The 18,609-nt window shown below is 46.3% G+C and carries 14 protein-coding genes and 1 pseudogene; all 15 read left to right on the plus strand.

All coding sequences use genetic code 11. The features are described from left to right. Positions 1–20: 20 nt before the first annotated feature. Entirely contained in the window at positions 21–1,022 is a 1,002-nt protein-coding gene (gene gap, locus WBV27_RS03130; protein ID WP_424199327.1) for a type I glyceraldehyde-3-phosphate dehydrogenase, read from the plus strand. 110 nt (positions 1,023–1,132) lie between these two features. Beyond that, entirely contained in the window at positions 1,133–2,323 is a 1,191-nt protein-coding gene (locus WBV27_RS03135) for a phosphoglycerate kinase (RefSeq protein ID WP_106450747.1), read from the plus strand. 27 nt (positions 2,324–2,350) lie between these two features. Beyond that, positions 2,351–3,106 (plus strand): triose-phosphate isomerase, encoded by a 756-nt coding sequence (gene tpiA / locus WBV27_RS03140; protein ID WP_108032125.1) that lies wholly within the window; start codon positions 2,351–2,353, stop codon positions 3,104–3,106. After that, positions 3,106–4,638 (plus strand): 2,3-bisphosphoglycerate-independent phosphoglycerate mutase, encoded by a 1,533-nt coding sequence (gene gpmI, locus WBV27_RS03145; RefSeq protein WP_424199330.1) that lies wholly within the window; start codon positions 3,106–3,108, stop codon positions 4,636–4,638. Before tpiA ends, gpmI begins: the two co-directional genes overlap by 1 nt. A 94-nt stretch (positions 4,639–4,732) precedes the next feature. Then, on the plus strand, positions 4,733–6,031 hold the full coding sequence (gene eno, locus WBV27_RS03150; RefSeq protein ID WP_424199332.1) for a phosphopyruvate hydratase: 1,299 nt from the start codon (positions 4,733–4,735) through the stop codon (positions 6,029–6,031). Between the two features lie 324 nt (positions 6,032–6,355). After that, complete coding sequence (gene serC, locus WBV27_RS03155) at positions 6,356–7,441, plus strand: 3-phosphoserine/phosphohydroxythreonine transaminase (protein ID WP_272162153.1); 1,086 nt, start codon at positions 6,356–6,358, stop codon at positions 7,439–7,441. Beyond that, positions 7,441–8,610 (plus strand): phosphoglycerate dehydrogenase, encoded by a 1,170-nt coding sequence (locus tag WBV27_RS03160; RefSeq protein WP_424199334.1) that lies wholly within the window; start codon positions 7,441–7,443, stop codon positions 8,608–8,610. The genes serC and WBV27_RS03160 overlap by 1 nt, the downstream gene beginning before the upstream one ends. 385 nt (positions 8,611–8,995) lie before the next feature. Continuing rightward, positions 8,996–9,235 carry a preprotein translocase subunit SecG gene (secG, locus tag WBV27_RS03165; RefSeq protein WP_068561081.1) on the plus strand — a complete coding sequence of 80 codons (240 nt, stop codon included), beginning with the start codon at positions 8,996–8,998 and terminating at the stop codon, positions 9,233–9,235. Between the two features lie 181 nt (positions 9,236–9,416). Further along, complete coding sequence (locus WBV27_RS03170) at positions 9,417–10,175, plus strand: alpha/beta hydrolase (RefSeq protein WP_424199337.1); 759 nt, start codon at positions 9,417–9,419, stop codon at positions 10,173–10,175. Positions 10,176–10,177: 2 nt separating this feature from the next. Continuing rightward, positions 10,178–12,544, plus strand: coding sequence for a ribonuclease R (gene rnr / locus WBV27_RS03175; protein ID WP_424199339.1), 2,367 nt, complete (start codon positions 10,178–10,180; stop codon positions 12,542–12,544). Positions 12,545–12,569: 25 nt separating this feature from the next. After that, positions 12,570–13,028 (plus strand): SsrA-binding protein SmpB, encoded by a 459-nt coding sequence (gene smpB, locus WBV27_RS03180; protein ID WP_086627473.1) that lies wholly within the window; start codon positions 12,570–12,572, stop codon positions 13,026–13,028. A 457-nt stretch (positions 13,029–13,485) separates the two neighbouring features. After that, complete coding sequence (locus WBV27_RS03185; protein ID WP_424199341.1) at positions 13,486–15,471, plus strand: fructose-1,6-bisphosphatase; 1,986 nt, start codon at positions 13,486–13,488, stop codon at positions 15,469–15,471. Between the two features lie 100 nt (positions 15,472–15,571). Continuing rightward, positions 15,572–16,324, plus strand: a complete 753-nt coding sequence (locus WBV27_RS03190) for a histidine phosphatase family protein (protein ID WP_424199343.1) — start codon at positions 15,572–15,574, stop codon at positions 16,322–16,324. A gap of 344 nt (positions 16,325–16,668) precedes the next feature. Beyond that, positions 16,669–17,769, plus strand: a complete 1,101-nt coding sequence (carA, locus tag WBV27_RS03195; protein ID WP_424199345.1) for a glutamine-hydrolyzing carbamoyl-phosphate synthase small subunit — start codon at positions 16,669–16,671, stop codon at positions 17,767–17,769. Further along, a pseudogene (locus WBV27_RS03200) lies at positions 17,762–18,609 on the plus strand (carbamoyl-phosphate synthase large subunit); the annotation flags it as partial. The gene carA and the pseudogene WBV27_RS03200, both read left to right, overlap by 8 nt.

The raw sequence follows: 18,609 nt of genomic DNA on the forward strand, positions 1-18,609 counted from the left end.
CCTAAGGAGGAAATCTCAGTATGACAGTAAAAGTTGGTATTAACGGTTTTGGACGTATTGGACGTTTAGCATTCCGCCGTATTCAAGAAGTAGAAGGAATCGAAGTTGTAGCAATCAATGACTTGACTGACGCTAAAATGTTAGCTCACTTATTGAAATATGATACAACTCAAGGCAGATTCAATGGTGATGTGGAAGTTAATGACGGATTCTTCACTGTAAACGGAAAAGACATCAAAGTGTTATCACAACGTAACCCAGCAGATCTTCCATGGGCAGAACTTGGCGTAGAGTTCGTATTGGAATGTACTGGTTTCTTCATGAGCAAAGCAGGAGCTCAAGCTCACGTTGATGCAGGTGCTAAACGTGTTCTATTGTCTGCTCCAGCAGGCAGCGACGTTAAAACAATCGTTTATAACGTTAACCACAACGAATTAAACGCTGAAGACGTTATCGTTTCAGGCGCATCTTGCACAACTAACTGCTTGGCTCCAATGGCTAAAGTATTGAACGACGAATACGGAATCATTGAAGGCTTAATGACTACAATCCACGCTTACACTGGCGACCAAAACACTTTGGATGCTCCACATCCTAAAGGTGACTTCCGTCGTGCACGTGCTGCTGCAGCAAACATCGTTCCTAACACAACTGGTGCTGCTAAAGCTATCGGCGATGTATTGCCTGAATTGAAAGGCAAATTAGATGGAGCTGCTCAACGTGTTCCAGTTCCTACAGGTTCATTGACTGAATTAGTTACTGTATTGGAAAAAACTGTAACTGTTGAAGAAATCAATGCTGCTATGAAAGCTGCTTCTAACGAATCTTACGGATACACTGAAGACGAAATCGTTTCAAGCGATATCGTAGGCATCAACTTCGGTTCTTTATTCGATGCTACACAAACTAAAGTAATGACAGTTGGAGACAAACAACTAGTTAAAACTGTTGCTTGGTACGACAATGAAATGTCTTACGCTTCACAATTAGTACGTACTTTAGTACAATTTGCTAGCTTATAAGATCAAGTCTTTCATCTAATGAAAGCTGAATCGTAGAAGATAACAAAAGCGGGGAGGCAACGCGCTTCCTCGCTTTTCTTATGTAGATACACATATCAGGAGGCGACGTAATGACAAAGAAAGTTGTAACAGATTTAGATGTAGCTGGAAAAAAAGTATTGGTTCGTGCTGATTTCAATGTTCCTATGAAAGATGGAGCAATCACTAACGACAACCGTATCGTTCAAGCTCTTCCTACAATCAACTACTTGATCGAAAATAACGCAAAAGTCATCCTTTTCTCTCACTTAGGAAAAGTAAAAACTGAAGAAGACAAAGCGAAGTTGAGCTTGAAGCCTGTAGCTGACCGTTTGGCTGAATTGTTGGGCAAAGAAGTCACTTTCGTTCCTGAAACACGCGGAGAAGCTTTGGAAACTGCTATCGCAGCATTGAAAGACGGAGATGTTTTGGTATTCGAAAACACTCGTTTCGAAGATGTTGACGGCAAAAAAGAAAGCAAAAACGATGCTGAATTGGGCAAATACTGGGCTAGCCTGGGCGACCTGTTCGTAAATGATGCATTCGGTACGGCTCACCGTGCTCATGCTTCCAACGTCGGAATCGCTTCTAACCTTGAAAGCGCAGCTGGATTCTTGATGGAGAAAGAAATCAAGTTCATCGGCGGAGCTGTTGACGAGCCTGTTCGTCCATTCGTAGCTATCCTTGGCGGAGCAAAAGTAAGCGACAAAATCGGTGTTATCAAACACTTATTGAATAAAGCTGACAAAGTACTTATCGGCGGCGGCATGGCTTACACATTCATGAAAGCACAAGGCTTGGAAATCGGTAAATCCTTATTGGAAGCTGATAAAGTTGAATTGGCTAAAGAATTGTTGGAGAGCGCTGGCGACAAATTGATCTTGCCTATCGATGCTAAAATGGCTCACGAATTCGGCAACGATGGAGAAATCACAATCGCTAAAAACGAAGCATTCCCTGCTGACCAAATGGCATTGGATATCGGACCTGCTTCCGTCGAATTGTTCACTAAAGAGCTTGAAGGCGCGAAAACTGTCGTATGGAACGGACCTATGGGTGTGTTCGAATTATCTAACTTTGCTCAAGGAACAATCGGTGTCTGCGAAGCAATCGCTAAATTAAGCGATGCTGTAACAATCATCGGCGGCGGAGACTCAGCTGCAGCTGCAATGCAATTAGGCTTTGCTGATGATTTCACGCACATCTCAACAGGTGGCGGAGCATCATTGGAATACCTTGAAGGCAAAGAATTACCAGGTGTAGCATCAATTTCTGACAAATAAGCAACCTATTCTTAAGGAGTGATTATATTGCGTAAACCGATTATTGCCGGTAACTGGAAAATGAACAAAACAGCTAAGGAAGCACAAGCATTCATCGAGGCTGTAAAAACTAAGGTTCCTGCTTTTGATAAAGTAGAAGCTGTTATTGGATCACCGGCTTTATTTTTAGAAAAAATGGTAGAAGCTACAGAGGGAACTGATTTGAAAGTTGCCGCGCAAAACTGTTACTTTGAAGAAGAGGGTGCCTTCACTGGTGAAATCAGCCCGAAAGCTTTAGGGGACTTAGGCGTCGACTACGTCATTATCGGACACTCTGAAAGACGTGAGTACTTCCACGAAACAGATGAAGATATCAATAAAAAAGCACATGCTATTCTGCGTAATGGTATGACACCTATCGTTTGCTGTGGCGAAACGTTGGAACAACGTGAATCAGGCGTAACAAACGAGTGGGTATCAGGACAAATCACGGCTGCTTTGAAAGATCTGACTGCAGACCAAGTGGCTAACCTTGTTCTCGCTTATGAGCCAATCTGGGCAATCGGTACAGGGAAATCTTCTACTGCAAAAGATGCGAACGACACTTGCGGCGTAGTGCGCGCAACTGTTGCTACAATCTTCGGACAAGAAGTGGCTGACAAAGTCCGCGTTCAATACGGCGGCAGCGTTAAACCTGAAAACATTGCAGAATACATGGCTGAAGAACATATTGATGGTGCGTTGGTCGGTGGTGCTAGTTTAGTTCCTGATTCATTCTTAGCATTATTGGAGGCTATTAAATAATGAGTAAAACACCGGTAGCAATAATTATTTTAGACGGTTTCGGCTGGAGAAACGAAATGATGGGCAATGCGGTTAAGCTAGCAAAGAAACCGAACTTTGACCGTTATTGGAACAATTTTCCGCATGCAACGATGCTAGCTTCCGGATTTGCTGTTGGACTGCCTGAAGGTCAAATGGGTAATTCCGAAGTAGGACATACAAACATTGGTGCCGGACGAGTTGTCTACCAAAGTTTGACCAGAATCGACAAAGCCATCATCGATGGCGAATTCTTGACGAACGAAGCGCTTGTCGGTGCTTACGATCACGCCAACGATAATGATTCTGCTTTGCACCTTTTCGGTCTGCTTTCTGACGGTGGTGTGCACAGTCATATCAACCATATCATTGCTTTGATCAAGAGCGCAAAAGAAAAAGGCGTCAAAAAACTTTATCTGCATGCTTTCCTTGATGGCCGCGACGTGGATCCTCACGCTGCACCAGGCTACATCGAAACAGTGGAAAAAGCGATGGAAGAGATCGGACTTGGCGAAATCGCGACTGTTTCAGGTCGTTACTACGCTATGGACCGTGATAACCGTTGGGAACGTGTGGAATTGGCATACAACGCAATCGCGCACGGCGAAGGGGAAAAATTTGAATCTGCACAGGATGTCGTTAAAGCAAGCTATGCAGATGATAAAACAGATGAATTTGTATTGCCGTCCGTCATCGTCAAAGATGGCGAACCAATCGGAACTTTGAAAGATAATGACTCCATCATCTTCTTCAACTTCCGTCCGGACCGCGCAATCCAGTTATCAAATGCCTTCACTAACGAAGAGTGGACGAACTTCGAACGCGGAGAACGCGCTAAAAATGTGAAATTTGTGACGATGACTTCTTACCAAGATACTGTAATCGCGGAGATCGCCTTCAAGCCGATCCCGATGACAAACGTTTTGGGTGAAGTTCTGGCGCAACACAAACTTTCGCAATTGCGTATCGCGGAAACCGAAAAATATCCGCATGTAACTTTCTTCATGAACGGCGGACGTCACGAGCCTTTCGAAGGCGAAGGACGCATCCTGATCCCTTCACCGAAAGTTGCAACCTATGATTTGAAACCTGAAATGAGCGCTTATGAAGTGGGCGAAGCATTAGTGAAAGAGATCAATGACGACAAATACGACGCCATCATCCTTAACTTTGCGAACCCTGACATGGTCGGCCATTCAGGTATGTTGGAACCTACAATCAAAGCTATCGAAGCAGTTGACGAAAACCTTGGAGCAGTTGTGGATGCAATCCTTGCAAAAGATGGTTATGCCATCATTTTCGCTGACCACGGCAACGCGGATACTATGTCTACTGAAGACGGACAACCGCATACCGCGCACACAACTGTGCCAGTTCCAGTGATTGTAACGAAAAAAGGCGTAACGTTGCGCACAGACGGCAAACTTGCTGATGTTGCTCCAACTATGCTTGATTTATTGAACGTAGAAAAACCAGCAGAAATGACAGGCGAATCGCTGATCGTTAAAGCGTAAGCAAAACGGTTCAGCTATTGCATAAAGTAAGAAAATTGTCTAAAATGATACTTGGTAACACAAGTAATTCAGCCAACTCAAAGGAGAGAAAACCATGCCATTCATTACAGATATTTTAGCTAGAGAAGTACTAGATTCACGCGGTAACCCAACTATTGAAGTTGAAGTCTACACAGAGAGCGGCGCTTTCGGACGCGGAATGGTTCCATCAGGAGCTTCCACTGGCGAACACGAAGCAATCGAATTACGTGATGGCGACAAAGCACGTTACCTTGGTAAAGGTGTTTTGAAAGCTGTAGAAAACGTAAACGACATCATTGCTGATGCTATCTTAGGATTCGACGTACGTGACCAATTAGCTATCGACAAAACTATGATCGACTTAGATGGCACTCCTAACAAAGAAAAATTGGGCGCTAACGCAATCTTGGCAGTATCTATCGCAGTAGCTCGCGCTGCAGCAGATTACCTGGATGTACCATTGTACCAATACTTAGGCGGATTCAACGCTAAAACATTGCCAACTCCAATGATGAACATCATCAACGGCGGATCGCATGCTGACAACAGCATCGACTTCCAAGAATTCATGATCATGCCTGTAGGCGCGCCTACTTTCAAAGAAGCTCTACGTATGGGTGCTGAAGTATTCCACGCGTTGGCTGCAATCTTGAAATCTAAAGGTTACTCTACTGCTGTAGGTGACGAGGGCGGATTCGCTCCTAACTTGGGTTCAAACGAAGAAGGTTTCGAAGTAATCATCGAAGCTATCGAAAAAGCTGGCTATGTACCTGGTAAAGACGTTGTTCTTGCTATGGATGCTGCTTCTTCAGAATTCTACAACAAAGAAAAAGGTGTTTACGACTTAGCTGATTCAGGCGAAGGCGAAAAGACTGTCGATGAAATGATCGAATTCTACGCTGACCTATGCAAAAAATACCCAATCATCTCCATCGAAGATGGCTTGGATGAAAATGACTGGGAAGGTACTAAGAAATTAACTGAAGTTTTAGGCGACAAAGTTCAAATCGTTGGTGACGACTTGTTCGTTACAAACACTGAAAAACTTTCTAAAGCTATCGAATTAGGCGTTGCTAACTCAATCCTGATCAAAGTTAACCAAATCGGTTCATTGACTGAAACTTTTGAAGCTATCGAAATGGCTAAAAAAGCTGGTTACACTGCAGTTGTTTCTCACCGTTCAGGCGAAACAGAAGATGCTACAATCGCTGACATCGCTGTTGCAACAAACGCTGGACAAATCAAAACTGGTTCATTAAGCCGTACTGACCGTATCGCTAAATACAACCAATTGTTACGCATCGAAGATCAATTAGGCGAATTGGCTGTATATGATGGTTTGAAATCTTTCTACAACCTAAAAAACAAATAATTTTAATTGATTAACAGGGAGACAGCTGCTTGGAACACTGTCTTCACATAAAGACCGTCTGGCACAACCAGGTGGAAGGAAAAGTCCGGCGCTTGGAACGCCGGACTTTTTTTGTTGCATTAAGCTATAATGTTCGGCTTTGGGGCGATAAATTTGATTTGAGTCCCGATATGATCATTTTTTAGAGGTTTGTTCCTAACATCCGCATGTAATTATTTTCGGTAAATAGGCATTTTCGCTTTCTTTCGTCGCGTAATCTGCTATAATAAGATTAAATTATAATTAATAAATAATGAGGACAATTGATAAGGGGGAGACAAAAGGATGAAAAGAGCAAGAAATTTTTCCGCTGGTCCAGCAATACTACCAGAATCAGTCTTAGAGAAAGTACAGAGTGAAATGCTATCCTACAGAGATAGTGGCATGTCAGTTATGGAGATGAGTCACCGCTCCTCCTTGTTCGAAGAGATCATTTCAGATGCAGAGCAATTATTAAGGGAATTGATGAATATCCCTGAAGGCTATAAAGTCTTGTTCTTACAAGGTGGCGCAAGCCTGCAGTTCTCCATGATTCCGATGAATCTTGGTAAAGGCGGCAAAGTCGGTTACATCAACTCCGGATCATGGGCTAAGAAAGCCATCTCTGAAGCTAAAATCTTAAAAGTACCGAATATGGAAGTATTGGCTAGTTCCGAAGAAGATAACTTCACTTATATTCCTGAAATTCCGGAAACAGACGAAGCCTACGATTACATCCACATCACAACAAACAACACAATCGAAGGTACAGCTTTCCAAACAATCCCTCGTTTCGTGAATGCACCGATCGTTGCCGATATGTCTTCCAACATTTTGTCCAACCGTTACGATGTCAATGACTTCGGTTTGATCTATGCTGGCGCACAAAAAAATATCGGGCCTGCAGGATTGACGATCGTGATCGTGAAAGAAGATCTGATCCAGACCGAGAATAAATTGCCAAGCATGCTTGATTACCGTACACACATCAAAAATGATTCGTTATACAATACACCACCTAGCTTCTCCATCTATGTAGCTAAATTAGTCTTCGAATGGTTGAAGGACTTGGGCGGCGTTGAAGCTATGGTGAAAATGAACGAAGAAAAAGCGGGCTTACTGTACCGCACAATCGAAGAATCAGACTTGTTCTCTTCTCCAGTTGCAGTCAATTCCCGTTCATTGACGAATATCCCATTCGTTACCGGAAACAAAGACTTGGATGCGAAGTTCGTCAAAGAAGCTACAGCATTAGGCTTCCTGAACCTGAAAGGCCACCGTTCCGTTGGCGGTATGCGCGCAAGTATCTACAATGCATTCCCTTATGAAGGCGTTAAAGAATTAACAGAATTTATGAAAGCTTTTGAAGCTAAAGAAGGGAAATTCAAATAATGTTCGAGATTAAAACTTACAACGCGATTGCTCCAGAAGGCTTAAATTTATTGAATGCAGATCAATTCGCCCTTAACACAGGCGCAAATCCTGACGGCATCATCCTGCGCAGCGAAAAACTGCATGGCATGGAATTCCCTGAAAGCTTGAAAGCCATCGCTCGTGCTGGCGCCGGCGTCAACAACGTACCCGTTGAAGAATGTTCCGAAGCAGGCGTGGTTGTCTTCAACACACCTGGTGCGAATGCCAATGCGGTTAAAGAGCTTGTTTTGGCTGCTATGATCATGGCTGCCCGTCCGATCAAAGAAGGAATGGAATGGGTCCAAACATTAAGCGGTGACGATGTTGAGAAGCAAGTCGAAAAAGGCAAAAGCCAATTCGCGGGGACAGAAATCTCCGGAAAAACATTGGGTGTCATCGGCTTGGGCGCTATCGGCGCTATGTTGGCCAACGATGCATTCCGTTTAGGTATGGAAGTCATCGGTTATGACCCATATGTTTCTGTGGAAACAGCATGGAACATCAACCGTCGTGTCCAAAAAGCTGCTTCGATTGCTGAAGTGTTGGAAAAAGCGGATTATATTTCCATTCACGTACCAGTCAATGCCGAAACAAAAGGCATGGTTGACGCAGCCTTCCTGGCTCAAATGAAAGACAACGCTGTTCTTTTGAACTTTGCACGCGGCGAATTGGTCAACACAGCTGATATGCTGACTGCATTGAAAGAAAAGAGCATCCGCAAATACGTAACGGATTTCGCTGACGAAGCTTTGCTTCACAACGATGCTATCATTGTAATGCCTCACTTGGGAGCTTCTACGGAAGAAGCTGAAGTGAACTGCGCAATCATGGCAGCCCAAACATTGAAATACTTCCTGGAAACAGGGAATATTGTGAATTCCGTGAACTTCCCTGGAGTCGATATCGCGATGCACTCACCGATCCGTTTGACGATCGTCAACAAGAACATCCCGAACATGGTCGGCCAGATTTCTTCCGGCTTGGCTAAATACTTCATCAATATCGAAGATATCCTGAACCGCAGCCGTGGCAACTATGCCTACACTGTCATCGATATCGCCGAAACAGAAGAAGCAGTACTCGCTGAAGTCGTTGAAAATTTCAAGAAAATCGACGGCATCGTAAACGTCCGCATCATCAGAAGATAAGAGTGCGATGATTCGCGTTTAGAAACCCGTACGTTGGAGAAACCAGCTGTCGTTCACCTCTTTTGTGAACGACAGCTGGTTTCGAAACGGTAGTGGTGTCTGCGAATCAGAACACGTTTCAAAGAGAGTGTGATGGATCCCGGGTCAGAAATCGAGCACTAAGAGGACTAACACAAAGCGGACGCTTTATGTCCGTGTGTGGTAGTCAGCTTAGGCACAGATTTCTGGGATCCAGAACACGTTTAAAAAGTGCGGAAGCGTTCAGGCTGTTCCCTCCAGTGGAGGTGAGCGGACCCGGGCGCTTTTCTTTTCGGAAATTGCTAGCAAAACCCTATAGTTTGTGCTAAAGTTAGTAGTAGAAAATTATTATAGGGAGGTCCATCCTTTGTCATTATACGATGTACTATTAACGGCCCTGTTGGTTGTTTCTGTGCTGTTGATCATTGTTGTGCTGATGCAGCCATCAAAAACAAATGCAGCCAGCACACTTACAGGTGGAGCGGAGCAATTATTCGGCAAACAAAAGGCAAGAGGCTTTGAAGCGGTATTGCGTCAGATCACAGTCGTTCTGGGAGCATTGTTCATCCTGATCGCCTTGGCTTTAACCTATCTATCCTCAAATTAACTATTGCAGGCAGAAACCACATTTCCGGGTTCTGCTTTTTTTTCGCCTGAAAAGGATGCTCGCCTAAACAATGCGACACAGCTTATGAATTGCTGAAAAATTTCGTCCGCAAATATCTGATATATTAGGAAAAAAGCTGTAAATACAGTAAAATGAAGATGAACGAGTTGGGAGGAATATTATGAAAGCAATCAATTTACCAGAACCCTTTTTCTTCGAAGCTGGCTCGCGCGCCGTCCTTTTGCTGCATGCCTATACCGGCAGCGCAAATGATGTGCGTTTGCTGGGACGCTTTTTGGAACGGAACGGGTATACTGTATATGCACCGAATTTTACGGGACATGCAACCGGCCGTTTTGAGGACATCCTTGATTTCGGCGGCCCGGCTGTCTGGTTCGCTGATGCCATGCGCGCAAAAGAAGAACTGATGGAAAAGGGCTACGATCAGCTTGCCGTATTCGGGTTGTCAATGGGCGGCATTATGGCGACAAGGGCCATCGAAACAGGTGGATTCATCGGCGGAGGGTCCTTCAATTCACCGATCATCAGTTTTGAGGAATCGCGGGTTCCGATCAGTTTTATGCATTTCGCCAAGATGTCGAAGAAGAAAATCGGCATGGCAAATCTGGAAATCGAGCATGAATTGGCATTGATGAAGCCGAAATTGAATGCCCAGCTTGCCCAATTGGATGAGTTCACGGAACTGATTAAGGCGAATCTGGCCGATATCGCCGTTCCCTATTACATCGCGCAATCCGGCAGGGATGAAATGATCAGCGCCGACTGCGGGAAGTTGTTGGCGGACCGCCTCGTGGACGCTGAAGTGGATTATCATTTCTTCCCGGAAGCAACGCATGTCATTACCGTTGGGAAAGACAGAAACGTATTCGAAGAAACAGTCTTGGCATTTTTGAACCGACTAAATTGGAATGAGGGATAAGTATGAGAAAGATAGATCAGATCCAAATTGACGTTCTAGCCTATTTTCAAGAGCACGCCGCAAAGAGCATGACGTTGAAGGAAGTAAGTGAAGCGTTGGGCTACACGGATTCCGAAGAATTTAAAGCATTGGTCAAAGTCTTTGCACAGTTGGAGGAAAGAGGCATCCTGTTGCTGAACAAGACCGGACAGTTCCGTCTGAAGGTGCAAGGCGCCACTTTGACAGGTACTTTCCGCAGCAACGACCGCGGCTTCGGCTTTGTGACGGTCGATCCGAACGAAAGTGACCTCTTTGTCCCGCGCGGCAAAACAGGCAGTGCGATGGACGGCGACACGGTCGAGCTGAAGATCACCCGAGAGGCCGAACCTTGGAATGATAAAGGAGTCGAAGCAGAAGTAACGGCTGTTTTGACGCGCAAATCGAATCAAGTAGTCGGCGAATTTGTTCCTTACGATTCCGATCGCCGTGAAGAGACCGGCTTTTTGGGATTCGTTGTTCCGCGGGATACGAAAATCAACAGTATCGTTGTCTACATCAAACCGGAAGGCATTCATCCTGTTGAAGGCAGTGTCTGTCTGGTGGAAATCACCAGCTATCCGACACCGCAGAATCCTGTCAAAATGGAAGGGCTGGTCACGAAAGAAATCGGCCACAAGGATGCACCAGGCGTTGATATCCTGGCTATCCTTTATAAATTCGGCATTCCTTCCGAATTCCCTGAAGACGTGTTGGCCCAGGCTGAAGGCATTCCTCTGGAGATTCCGGCCGAGGCGTTGGAAGGCAGACGGGATTTGCGCTCGGAACAGATCGTCACGATCGATGGCGCTGACGCCAAAGACTTGGATGATGCGATTTCCTTGAAGAAACTAGAAAATGGCAATTACCTGCTGGGCGTGCACATCGCGGATGTTTCCTATTATGTGACAGAGAATTCCCCAATCGATCGCGAAGCGTATGAACGCGGCACCAGTGTCTATTTGACGGACCGTGTCGTTCCGATGTTGCCTCAGAAATTATCGAACGGCATCTGTTCCTTGTTGCCGCATGAAGACCGTTTGACGATGTCTTGTGAAATGGAATTGGATGCGGACGGGGAAGTGGTCGCCTATGATATTTTCCCGAGCATCATCGAGTCCAAACAACGGATGACCTATTCCGATGTCAATGCGATTTTGACGGACCACGACAAGAAACTGCGCGAAAAATACAGCGATTTCGTGCCGATGTTCGAAGAAATGGGCATCCTTCACGAGATCCTCCTGAAGAAACGCCAAAAACGCGGCGCCATCGATTTCGAATCCGATGAAGCGAAAATCATCGTGGACGAAAATGGCCACCCGTTGGACATCTATGTGCAGGATCGCGGTGTCGGCGAGCGCCTCATCGAATCCTTCATGTTGAGCGCGAATGAAACGATCGCACATCATTTCACGAAGGCAAATCTGCCTTTCATTTACCGGATCCATGAACAGCCGGATCCGACAAAGATGATGCGGTTCCTGGAATTCGTGACGACATTCGGCATTCTGGTGAGCGGTACGCATGAAAACGTCAAACCGAAGCAACTGCAGGCCGTTTTGGCGAAAGTCAAGGACGAGCCCTATGAAGCCGTTGTTTCAACAACGCTGTTGCGCAGTATGCAGCAAGCGAAATATGATGCTGTACCGGTCGGTCATTATGGTTTGGCTGCGAAAGATTATACCCATTTCACTTCACCAATCAGAAGGTACCCCGACTTGATCGTCCACCGCCTGATCCGCACGTATGGAAAAGGCATCGCCGAGCCTAAGGTGGTTGAGAAATGGAAAGGGCAATTGCCAGATATCGCTGTTCAGAGTTCGCAGATGGAACGCCGCTCGGTTGATGCGGAACGGGAAACCGAATCGCTCAAGAAGGCAGAGTTCATGATGGACAAAATCGGCCAAGAGTTCGAAGGCGTCATCAGCTCCGTCACGAAATTCGGCATCTTTGTGCAGTTGCCCAACACGGTAGAGGGTCTCGTGCACATCTCGAAAATGTCTGAAGATTATTTCAACTACATTGAAAGCCATCTGCTTTTGATGGGGGAACGTACCGGCGTCATTTACCGTATCGGTCAAAAGGTCAAAATAAAAGTAGAAAATTCAGATCCGATCACGCGCGCAATCGACTTCTCGCTTGTCATCGACAAGGAAAAGACCCAGAGCCAGAGCGACTTGGATCTGGTCAAACAGATCCGTTCGAAGATTCCGAAGGGCAAAAAACGGAATCCTCGGCAATCCGAGCGCGATAGCGGACCGCGGAAAAAGACCGAAAAAGGAAAAGAGCCGTTCTATTCCCGTCCAGGCAAAAAAGCCAAAGGGAAAAAAGAACGAGGCAAAAAGAAGTAAGCTAACGAAATGAAGGTGCCGGACTATGCCAAAAGGCGAAGGAAAAGTTTTAGCGCAGAACAGAAAAGCCAGCCATGATTACATCATCCTCGACACGATAGAAGCCGGGATGGTGCTGACGGGAACGGAAATCAAATCCGTCCGCAAAGCGAAAATCAACCTGAAGGACGGCTACGCAAGCATCCGGAACGGGGAAGTGTTCCTGCAGAATGTGCATATCAGCCCGTTCGAACAGGGTAACATCTTCAACCATGATCCGCTGCGCACTAGGAAATTATTGTTGCACAAGAAGCAGATCAAGTACCTGATTGAGGAGACGAAGACGACCGGTGTTACATTGGTGCCGTTGAGGGTCTATCTCAAGAATGGTGTCGCAAAAGTGCTCATTGGACTCGCTAAAGGGAAGAAGAGCTACGACAAGCGTGACGCATTGAAGCAAAAGGATATGAAGCGCGAAATCGACAGAGCGATGAAGGAAAGATAAGCATAAATGTGAATAACGAACGCGCCTGCATTCCTGATGGAGTGCAGGTGCGTTTTTTGCGGTTTTTGCGTTTGTATGGCGGTAGGAGGATAACGCCAGTTCCGGCGAAGCCGCCCTTCGCCGGAGGAGAGCGGTGGAATCCGCGCTCAGCTCCGACGAGGCAGCCTTCACCGAAGGAGAGCGGCTGGTTACGCCATCAACTCCGACGAGGCAATCCTCGCCGGAGTTGGCAGCCAGAACGGAGCTGGCTTGATCCAAACAAGCCGCCCCGGACAGGTACACTATCGAAATTGTGACCAATTGTGTAATTTTTGCATCTTGTCTATCATTTTTTTTTAATTCAAGCTATGATAGAAGTAATCATCTTGTCAGGTAAAATAAAGATAATCCTGTGAGCAACGTTTGCCTTGCGGGGTTCCGTTCTGAGTGAATTGAAAAAAGTAGGGGTGTAATTGTAATGATAACGAAAGACAAGTATCTTCGATTGCTGGCAAAAGAATATCCGACAGCAGCAAAAACTGTAACCGAAATCATCAACTTGGAAGCCATCATGAACTTGCCAAAAGCAACTGAGCACTTCATCAGCGATCTGCATGGGGAATACGATGCCTTGCAGCATGTACTCAGGAACGGATCCGGGAACGTCAAAGAAAAGATCCGGGAGATTTTTCAAGGGAGATTGAGCACCCGCGAGATGAACCAGCTTGCGACGATCGTCTACTATCCGGAAGACAAAATAGATATGATCGTGGACAGCTTGGACTCCGAGGAGGAAATCAATGAATTTTACTCCTTGACCTTGCTGCGCATGACGGAACTTTGCGCGTTCACCGTTTCGAAATACACGCGCTCGAAAGTCAGGAAGGCGATTCCGGCCGATTATGCTTACATCATCGAGGAACTGCTTTTCAAAGACACGATCATGACGAACAAAGAGGATTATTACGAAAAGATCATCAAGACCGTCATTTCCTTGGATCGCGCGACAGAGCTCATTGCTGCCATATCGCATGTGATCCAACGACTGGTTGTCGATCACCTGCATGTTGTCGGGGACATTTACGACAGAGGGCCCTTCCCTGGAAAAATCATCGACACCTTCATGGATGGCCACGAGCTGGATATCCAATGGGGCAACCATGATGTCCTCTGGATGGGTGCCGCCAGCGGGTCAGCCGCCTGTATGGCCAATGTCATCCGTATCTCTGCCCGCTACAACAACTTGGAAATAATCGAGGACGCTTATGGGATCTCCTTGCGTCCGCTGATCACGTTCGCCGAAATGGTCTACAAAGAGGATCGCTACGATCCGTTCATGCCGAAAATCAACACCGAGGACGAAAGCAAGATCTTCCCGGAAGAGATCCGTCAGATCGCCAAAATGAACCAAGCCATTTCGATCATCCAGTTCAAACTCGAAGGGGAAATCATCAAACGCCATCCTGAATTCGACATGGCTGATCGTATGGTGCTGGACTTCATTGACTACGAAAAAGGAACAGTGAAGTTGGACGGAAAGGAATATCCGATGCTGTGCGATTATTTCCCCACCGTGGACCCAACCGATCCATACCGCTTGACCGAAGAGGAAATACTGGTAGTCGAAAGGCTCATGACCGGATTCCTGAATTCGGAAAGACTGCAGAAACATGTCCAGTTCCTTTTCAGCAAAGGCAGCATGTATTTGAGCTACAATGACAATCTGTTGTTCCACGGTTGCGTGCCGCTGAATCCGGACGGCAGCTTCATGGAGATGGCCATCGCCAATGTCAAGTACAGCGGCAAAGCCCTCCTGGACAAATACGAAGAAGTGCTGCGCAGAGGCTATCTGAACCGTGAAGCAACGAAACACAACATCCGTAGCTTGGATCTGATCTGGTATTTGTGGGAGGGTAAAGCTTCGTCCTTGTTTGGCAAGGATAAGATGACGACATTCGAGCGCCTTTACGTCGCCGACAAAGAAACCCATGTCGAGAAGAAGAACCTGTATTACGAGCAGCGCGACAATGTGGAACTGTCATACAAAATACTGAAGGAATTCGGACTGGATCCGAAGAAAGGCCACATTATCAATGGCCACACGCCTGTCAAAGAGAAAATCGGCGAGAATCCGTTGAAGGCGGACGGCAAATTGATCGTCATCGACGGCGGCTTCTCGAAAGCCTACCAGAATACGACAGGGCTGGCCGGCTATACGCTGCTGTACAACTCCTTCGGGATGCAGTTGGTTTCGCATCAGCCGTTCACCTCCCGTCAGGATGCCATCGAAAATGAAAAGGATATCGTTTCGACCCGACGCATCGTCGACAAGGAATTGGAACGCAAAACGGTAAGGCAGACGGATGTCGGCAAGAAGCTGACCCAACAAGTCATCGACCTGCAGCAACTGCTGCGTGCCTACAAATCCGGTGAAATCGTCGAAGATCTGCTCAGTGACAAATAGTTGCATGAAAATAGATGCAATCAGCCGCCGGAATTGTTAAGATAAGAGAAGGAAAGCAAGTATCCTAATGCGAAAGTAGCTTGAGAGAGGCGGGTTAACCTTGAAAAAGGGAGTAACGTTTTATTTTATGCGACACGGAGAAACTTATCTGAATAAATACAATCGGATGCAAGGCTGGTCCGACACACCACTGACGCCCAGAGGCAGACGCGATGTCATGAGAAGCGGAGCAGGCTTGGGCGATGTCAAGTTCGATGCGGTCTATTGCAGCGACTTGAGAAGGACATTTGAAACTGCACAGATCATTTTGAAAGAAAACCAGCATGCCGATCATTTGAAAGTGGTGGCCATGCCCGAATTCAGGGAGATATTCTTTGGCTCTTTTGAAGGGCTGGATGCGAGCGAAACTTGGGGGAACCTGAATAAATTCCTCGGAAGCGCGGATGGTGAGCCGAATTATGATGCCCACCGCTCCGTCATCGAAGAGTTGAACGGATTAAAAGAAATGGATCCTTACCACGAAGCGGAAGATTACATGACTTTCTGGCTGCGCGTCGAACGCGGCTTGATCAAACTGATCAGCGAGCACCGTGATTCCGAAAGAAACATTCTGATCGTTTCCCACGGGATGACGATCCGCAACATGATTCACGCCGTCATTCCTGATTTCTCGATCGATCGCCATCTGGATAATGCCAGCATTTCGGTCGTCCGCTATGAGGATGGCTTCTATCACTTGGACCTCTACAACGGCACCGACCATTTTGTCGATGACTTCACGCCTGGCGATGAGCAGGAACCGGAAGTCCATAAAGTGACGCCTGCCGATAAAGTCAAAGAGGACATCAAATAAATATTACGCAGTGCCCTTGGAACAAAACCCTTTGTTTCCAAGGGTTTTTCTATGTTTTAAAGTCAAAAACAATTAAAAATCACATCTTTTTTTCATTTTTTGGAAATATCAATTGAAAATTCCGTCCAGATAGTCTAAAATTAACGTAATCCACAATACTGTACGGGATACAGCGTGGCTAGAACGTCTTTAAATTAGCACAGAGAGGCTAACAAGGCATGTGAAACGATTAATGTAAACAACCGTTGAAACACGCCCAATAATAGGTGTGTTTTTTTTACATTTTCCTATTTTTCATGCAAGTGAGGTACGTACCTTGTCAATCAGAAATCAGGAGGAACAACATGAAACAACGTAGATTTTTAGTTTTAGAAGATGGCAGCTGCTATCCAGGATATGCTTTCGGATCAGAAAAGGATACAATCGGGGAGATCGTATTCAATACAGGGATGACAGGTTACCAAGAAACTTTGTCCGACCCTTCCTACACAGGCCAAATCATCACTTTCACGTATCCGTTGATCGGCAACTACGGCATCAACGAAGATGACTTTGAAGGCGTAAATCCAGGCTTGAAAGGGATGGTCGTTCATGAAGTGGCGGAACATCCGAGCAACTTCCGCTGCACCAAAACGTTGGATGTAGCTTTGAAGGAATTTGATGTACCAGGAATCTACGGCGTGGACACACGCAGCATCACCAAAAAAATCCGCAATGCCGGCGTAATGCGCGGCACAATGGTAAATAATGCGGACAACTTGGATGAGATTGTCGCATCGTTGAAAGCCTACGAATTACCGGTTGACGAAATCCAAATGAATTCGACAAAAGAAATCAAAAAATATGCAGGAGAAGGTCCGCGTGTCGTCTTGCTTGACTTCGGCTTCAAAGACAACATCCTTGCAGAATTATTGAAAAGAGGCTGCGAAGTCATTCTGGCTCCTTGGAACACAAGCGCAGACGAAATTTTAGCTTTCAACCCAGACGGCATCATGCTGAGCAACGGACCTGGAGATCCGACATCCGTTCCGGAAGCCATCGAAACGATCAAACAATTGATTGCACAGGATAATCTGCCTATGTTCGGTATCTGTTTAGGCCACCAGTTGATCTCATTAGCCGGCGGTGCGACAACCTACAAAATGAAATTCGGTCATCGCGGCGCAAATCATCCAGTAAAAGATCTTGCAACCGGAAAAATCAGCTTGACGAGCCAAAATCATGGCTATGCCGTGGATGAAGACAGCCTGAGCCAAACAGACTTGGTCGCAACTCATCGCGCCTTGAACGACGGCACGAACGAAGGCGTCAAACACAAAACCAAACCGGTCTTTTCGGTTCAATACCATCCGGAAGCAGCGCCCGGACCGCACGATGCAAATTACTTGTTCGATCATTTTGTAGATATGATGAAAGCAGTCCAAGGAGGAAAACAACATGCCTAAACGTACCGACATTCAATCCATTTTAGTGATCGGCTCAGGCCCCATCATCATCGGCCAGGCTGCTGAATTTGACTATGCCGGAACGCAAGCATGTTTGGCTTTAAGAGAAGAAGGATACAAAGTTATTTTGGTCAACTCCAACCCTGCTACGATCATGACGGACGTTGAAATCGCCGATAAAGTCTACATGGAGCCACTCTCTGTAGAGTTCATCACGAACATCATCCGTAAAGAGCGCCCGGATGCCTTATTGCCGACATTGGGCGGCCAAACCGGTTTGAACATGGCAGTGGAATTGGACAAAGCAGGCGTATTGGAAGAATTCAATGTCGAGTTGTTGGGAACAAAATTGAGTTCCATCCAACAAGCCGAAGACCGTGATCTGTTCCGTCAATTGATGGCGGAATTGAATCAGCCGGTTCCGGAGAGCGACATCGTCCATACTGTGGACGAAGCGCTTCGCTTCGCGGCAGAAATCGGGTATCCCCTGATCGTCCGTCCTGCCTTCACCATGGGCGGCACCGGCGGCGGTATCTGCCATAATGAAGCTGACCTACGTGAAATCGTGGCGAACGGTTTGCGCTACTCACCAGTGACACAATGTCTGCTGGAAAAATCGATCGCAGGCTTCAAGGAAATCGAATATGAAGTGATGCGCGACAGCAACGACAATGCGATCGTTGTCTGCAACATGGAAAACATCGATCCGGTCGGCGTCCACACAGGCGATTCCATCGTCGTGGCGCCTTCCCAAACCTTGTCCGACAAAGAATACCAAATGTTGCGCGATGTCTCCCTGCAGATCATCCGCGCCCTGAAAATCGAAGGCGGCTGCAATGT

This window comes from Trichococcus sp. (assembly GCF_049589555.1).
Lineage (GTDB): Bacteria > Bacillota > Bacilli > Lactobacillales > Aerococcaceae > Trichococcus.

Excerpts from the sequence above, each read along its gene's own strand:
- WBV27_RS03185 (WP_424199341.1), top strand. The coding sequence starts at position 13,486 with ATGATAACGAAAGACAAGTATCTTCGATTGCTGGCAAAAGAATATCCG.
- WBV27_RS03135 (WP_106450747.1), top strand. The coding sequence starts at position 1,133 with ATGACAAAGAAAGTTGTAACAGATTTAGATGTAGCTGGAAAAAAAGTA.
- gap (WP_424199327.1), top strand. The coding sequence starts at position 21 with ATGACAGTAAAAGTTGGTATTAACGGTTTTGGACGTATTGGACGTTTA.
- WBV27_RS03170 (WP_424199337.1), top strand. The coding sequence starts at position 9,417 with ATGAAAGCAATCAATTTACCAGAACCCTTTTTCTTCGAAGCTGGCTCG.
- WBV27_RS03160 (WP_424199334.1), top strand. The coding sequence starts at position 7,441 with ATGTTCGAGATTAAAACTTACAACGCGATTGCTCCAGAAGGCTTAAAT.
- eno (WP_424199332.1), top strand. The coding sequence starts at position 4,733 with ATGCCATTCATTACAGATATTTTAGCTAGAGAAGTACTAGATTCACGC.
- gpmI (WP_424199330.1), top strand. The coding sequence starts at position 3,106 with ATGAGTAAAACACCGGTAGCAATAATTATTTTAGACGGTTTCGGCTGG.
- smpB (WP_086627473.1), top strand. The coding sequence starts at position 12,570 with ATGCCAAAAGGCGAAGGAAAAGTTTTAGCGCAGAACAGAAAAGCCAGC.
- serC (WP_272162153.1), top strand. The coding sequence starts at position 6,356 with ATGAAAAGAGCAAGAAATTTTTCCGCTGGTCCAGCAATACTACCAGAA.
- rnr (WP_424199339.1), top strand. The coding sequence starts at position 10,178 with ATGAGAAAGATAGATCAGATCCAAATTGACGTTCTAGCCTATTTTCAA.
- carA (WP_424199345.1), top strand. The coding sequence starts at position 16,669 with ATGAAACAACGTAGATTTTTAGTTTTAGAAGATGGCAGCTGCTATCCA.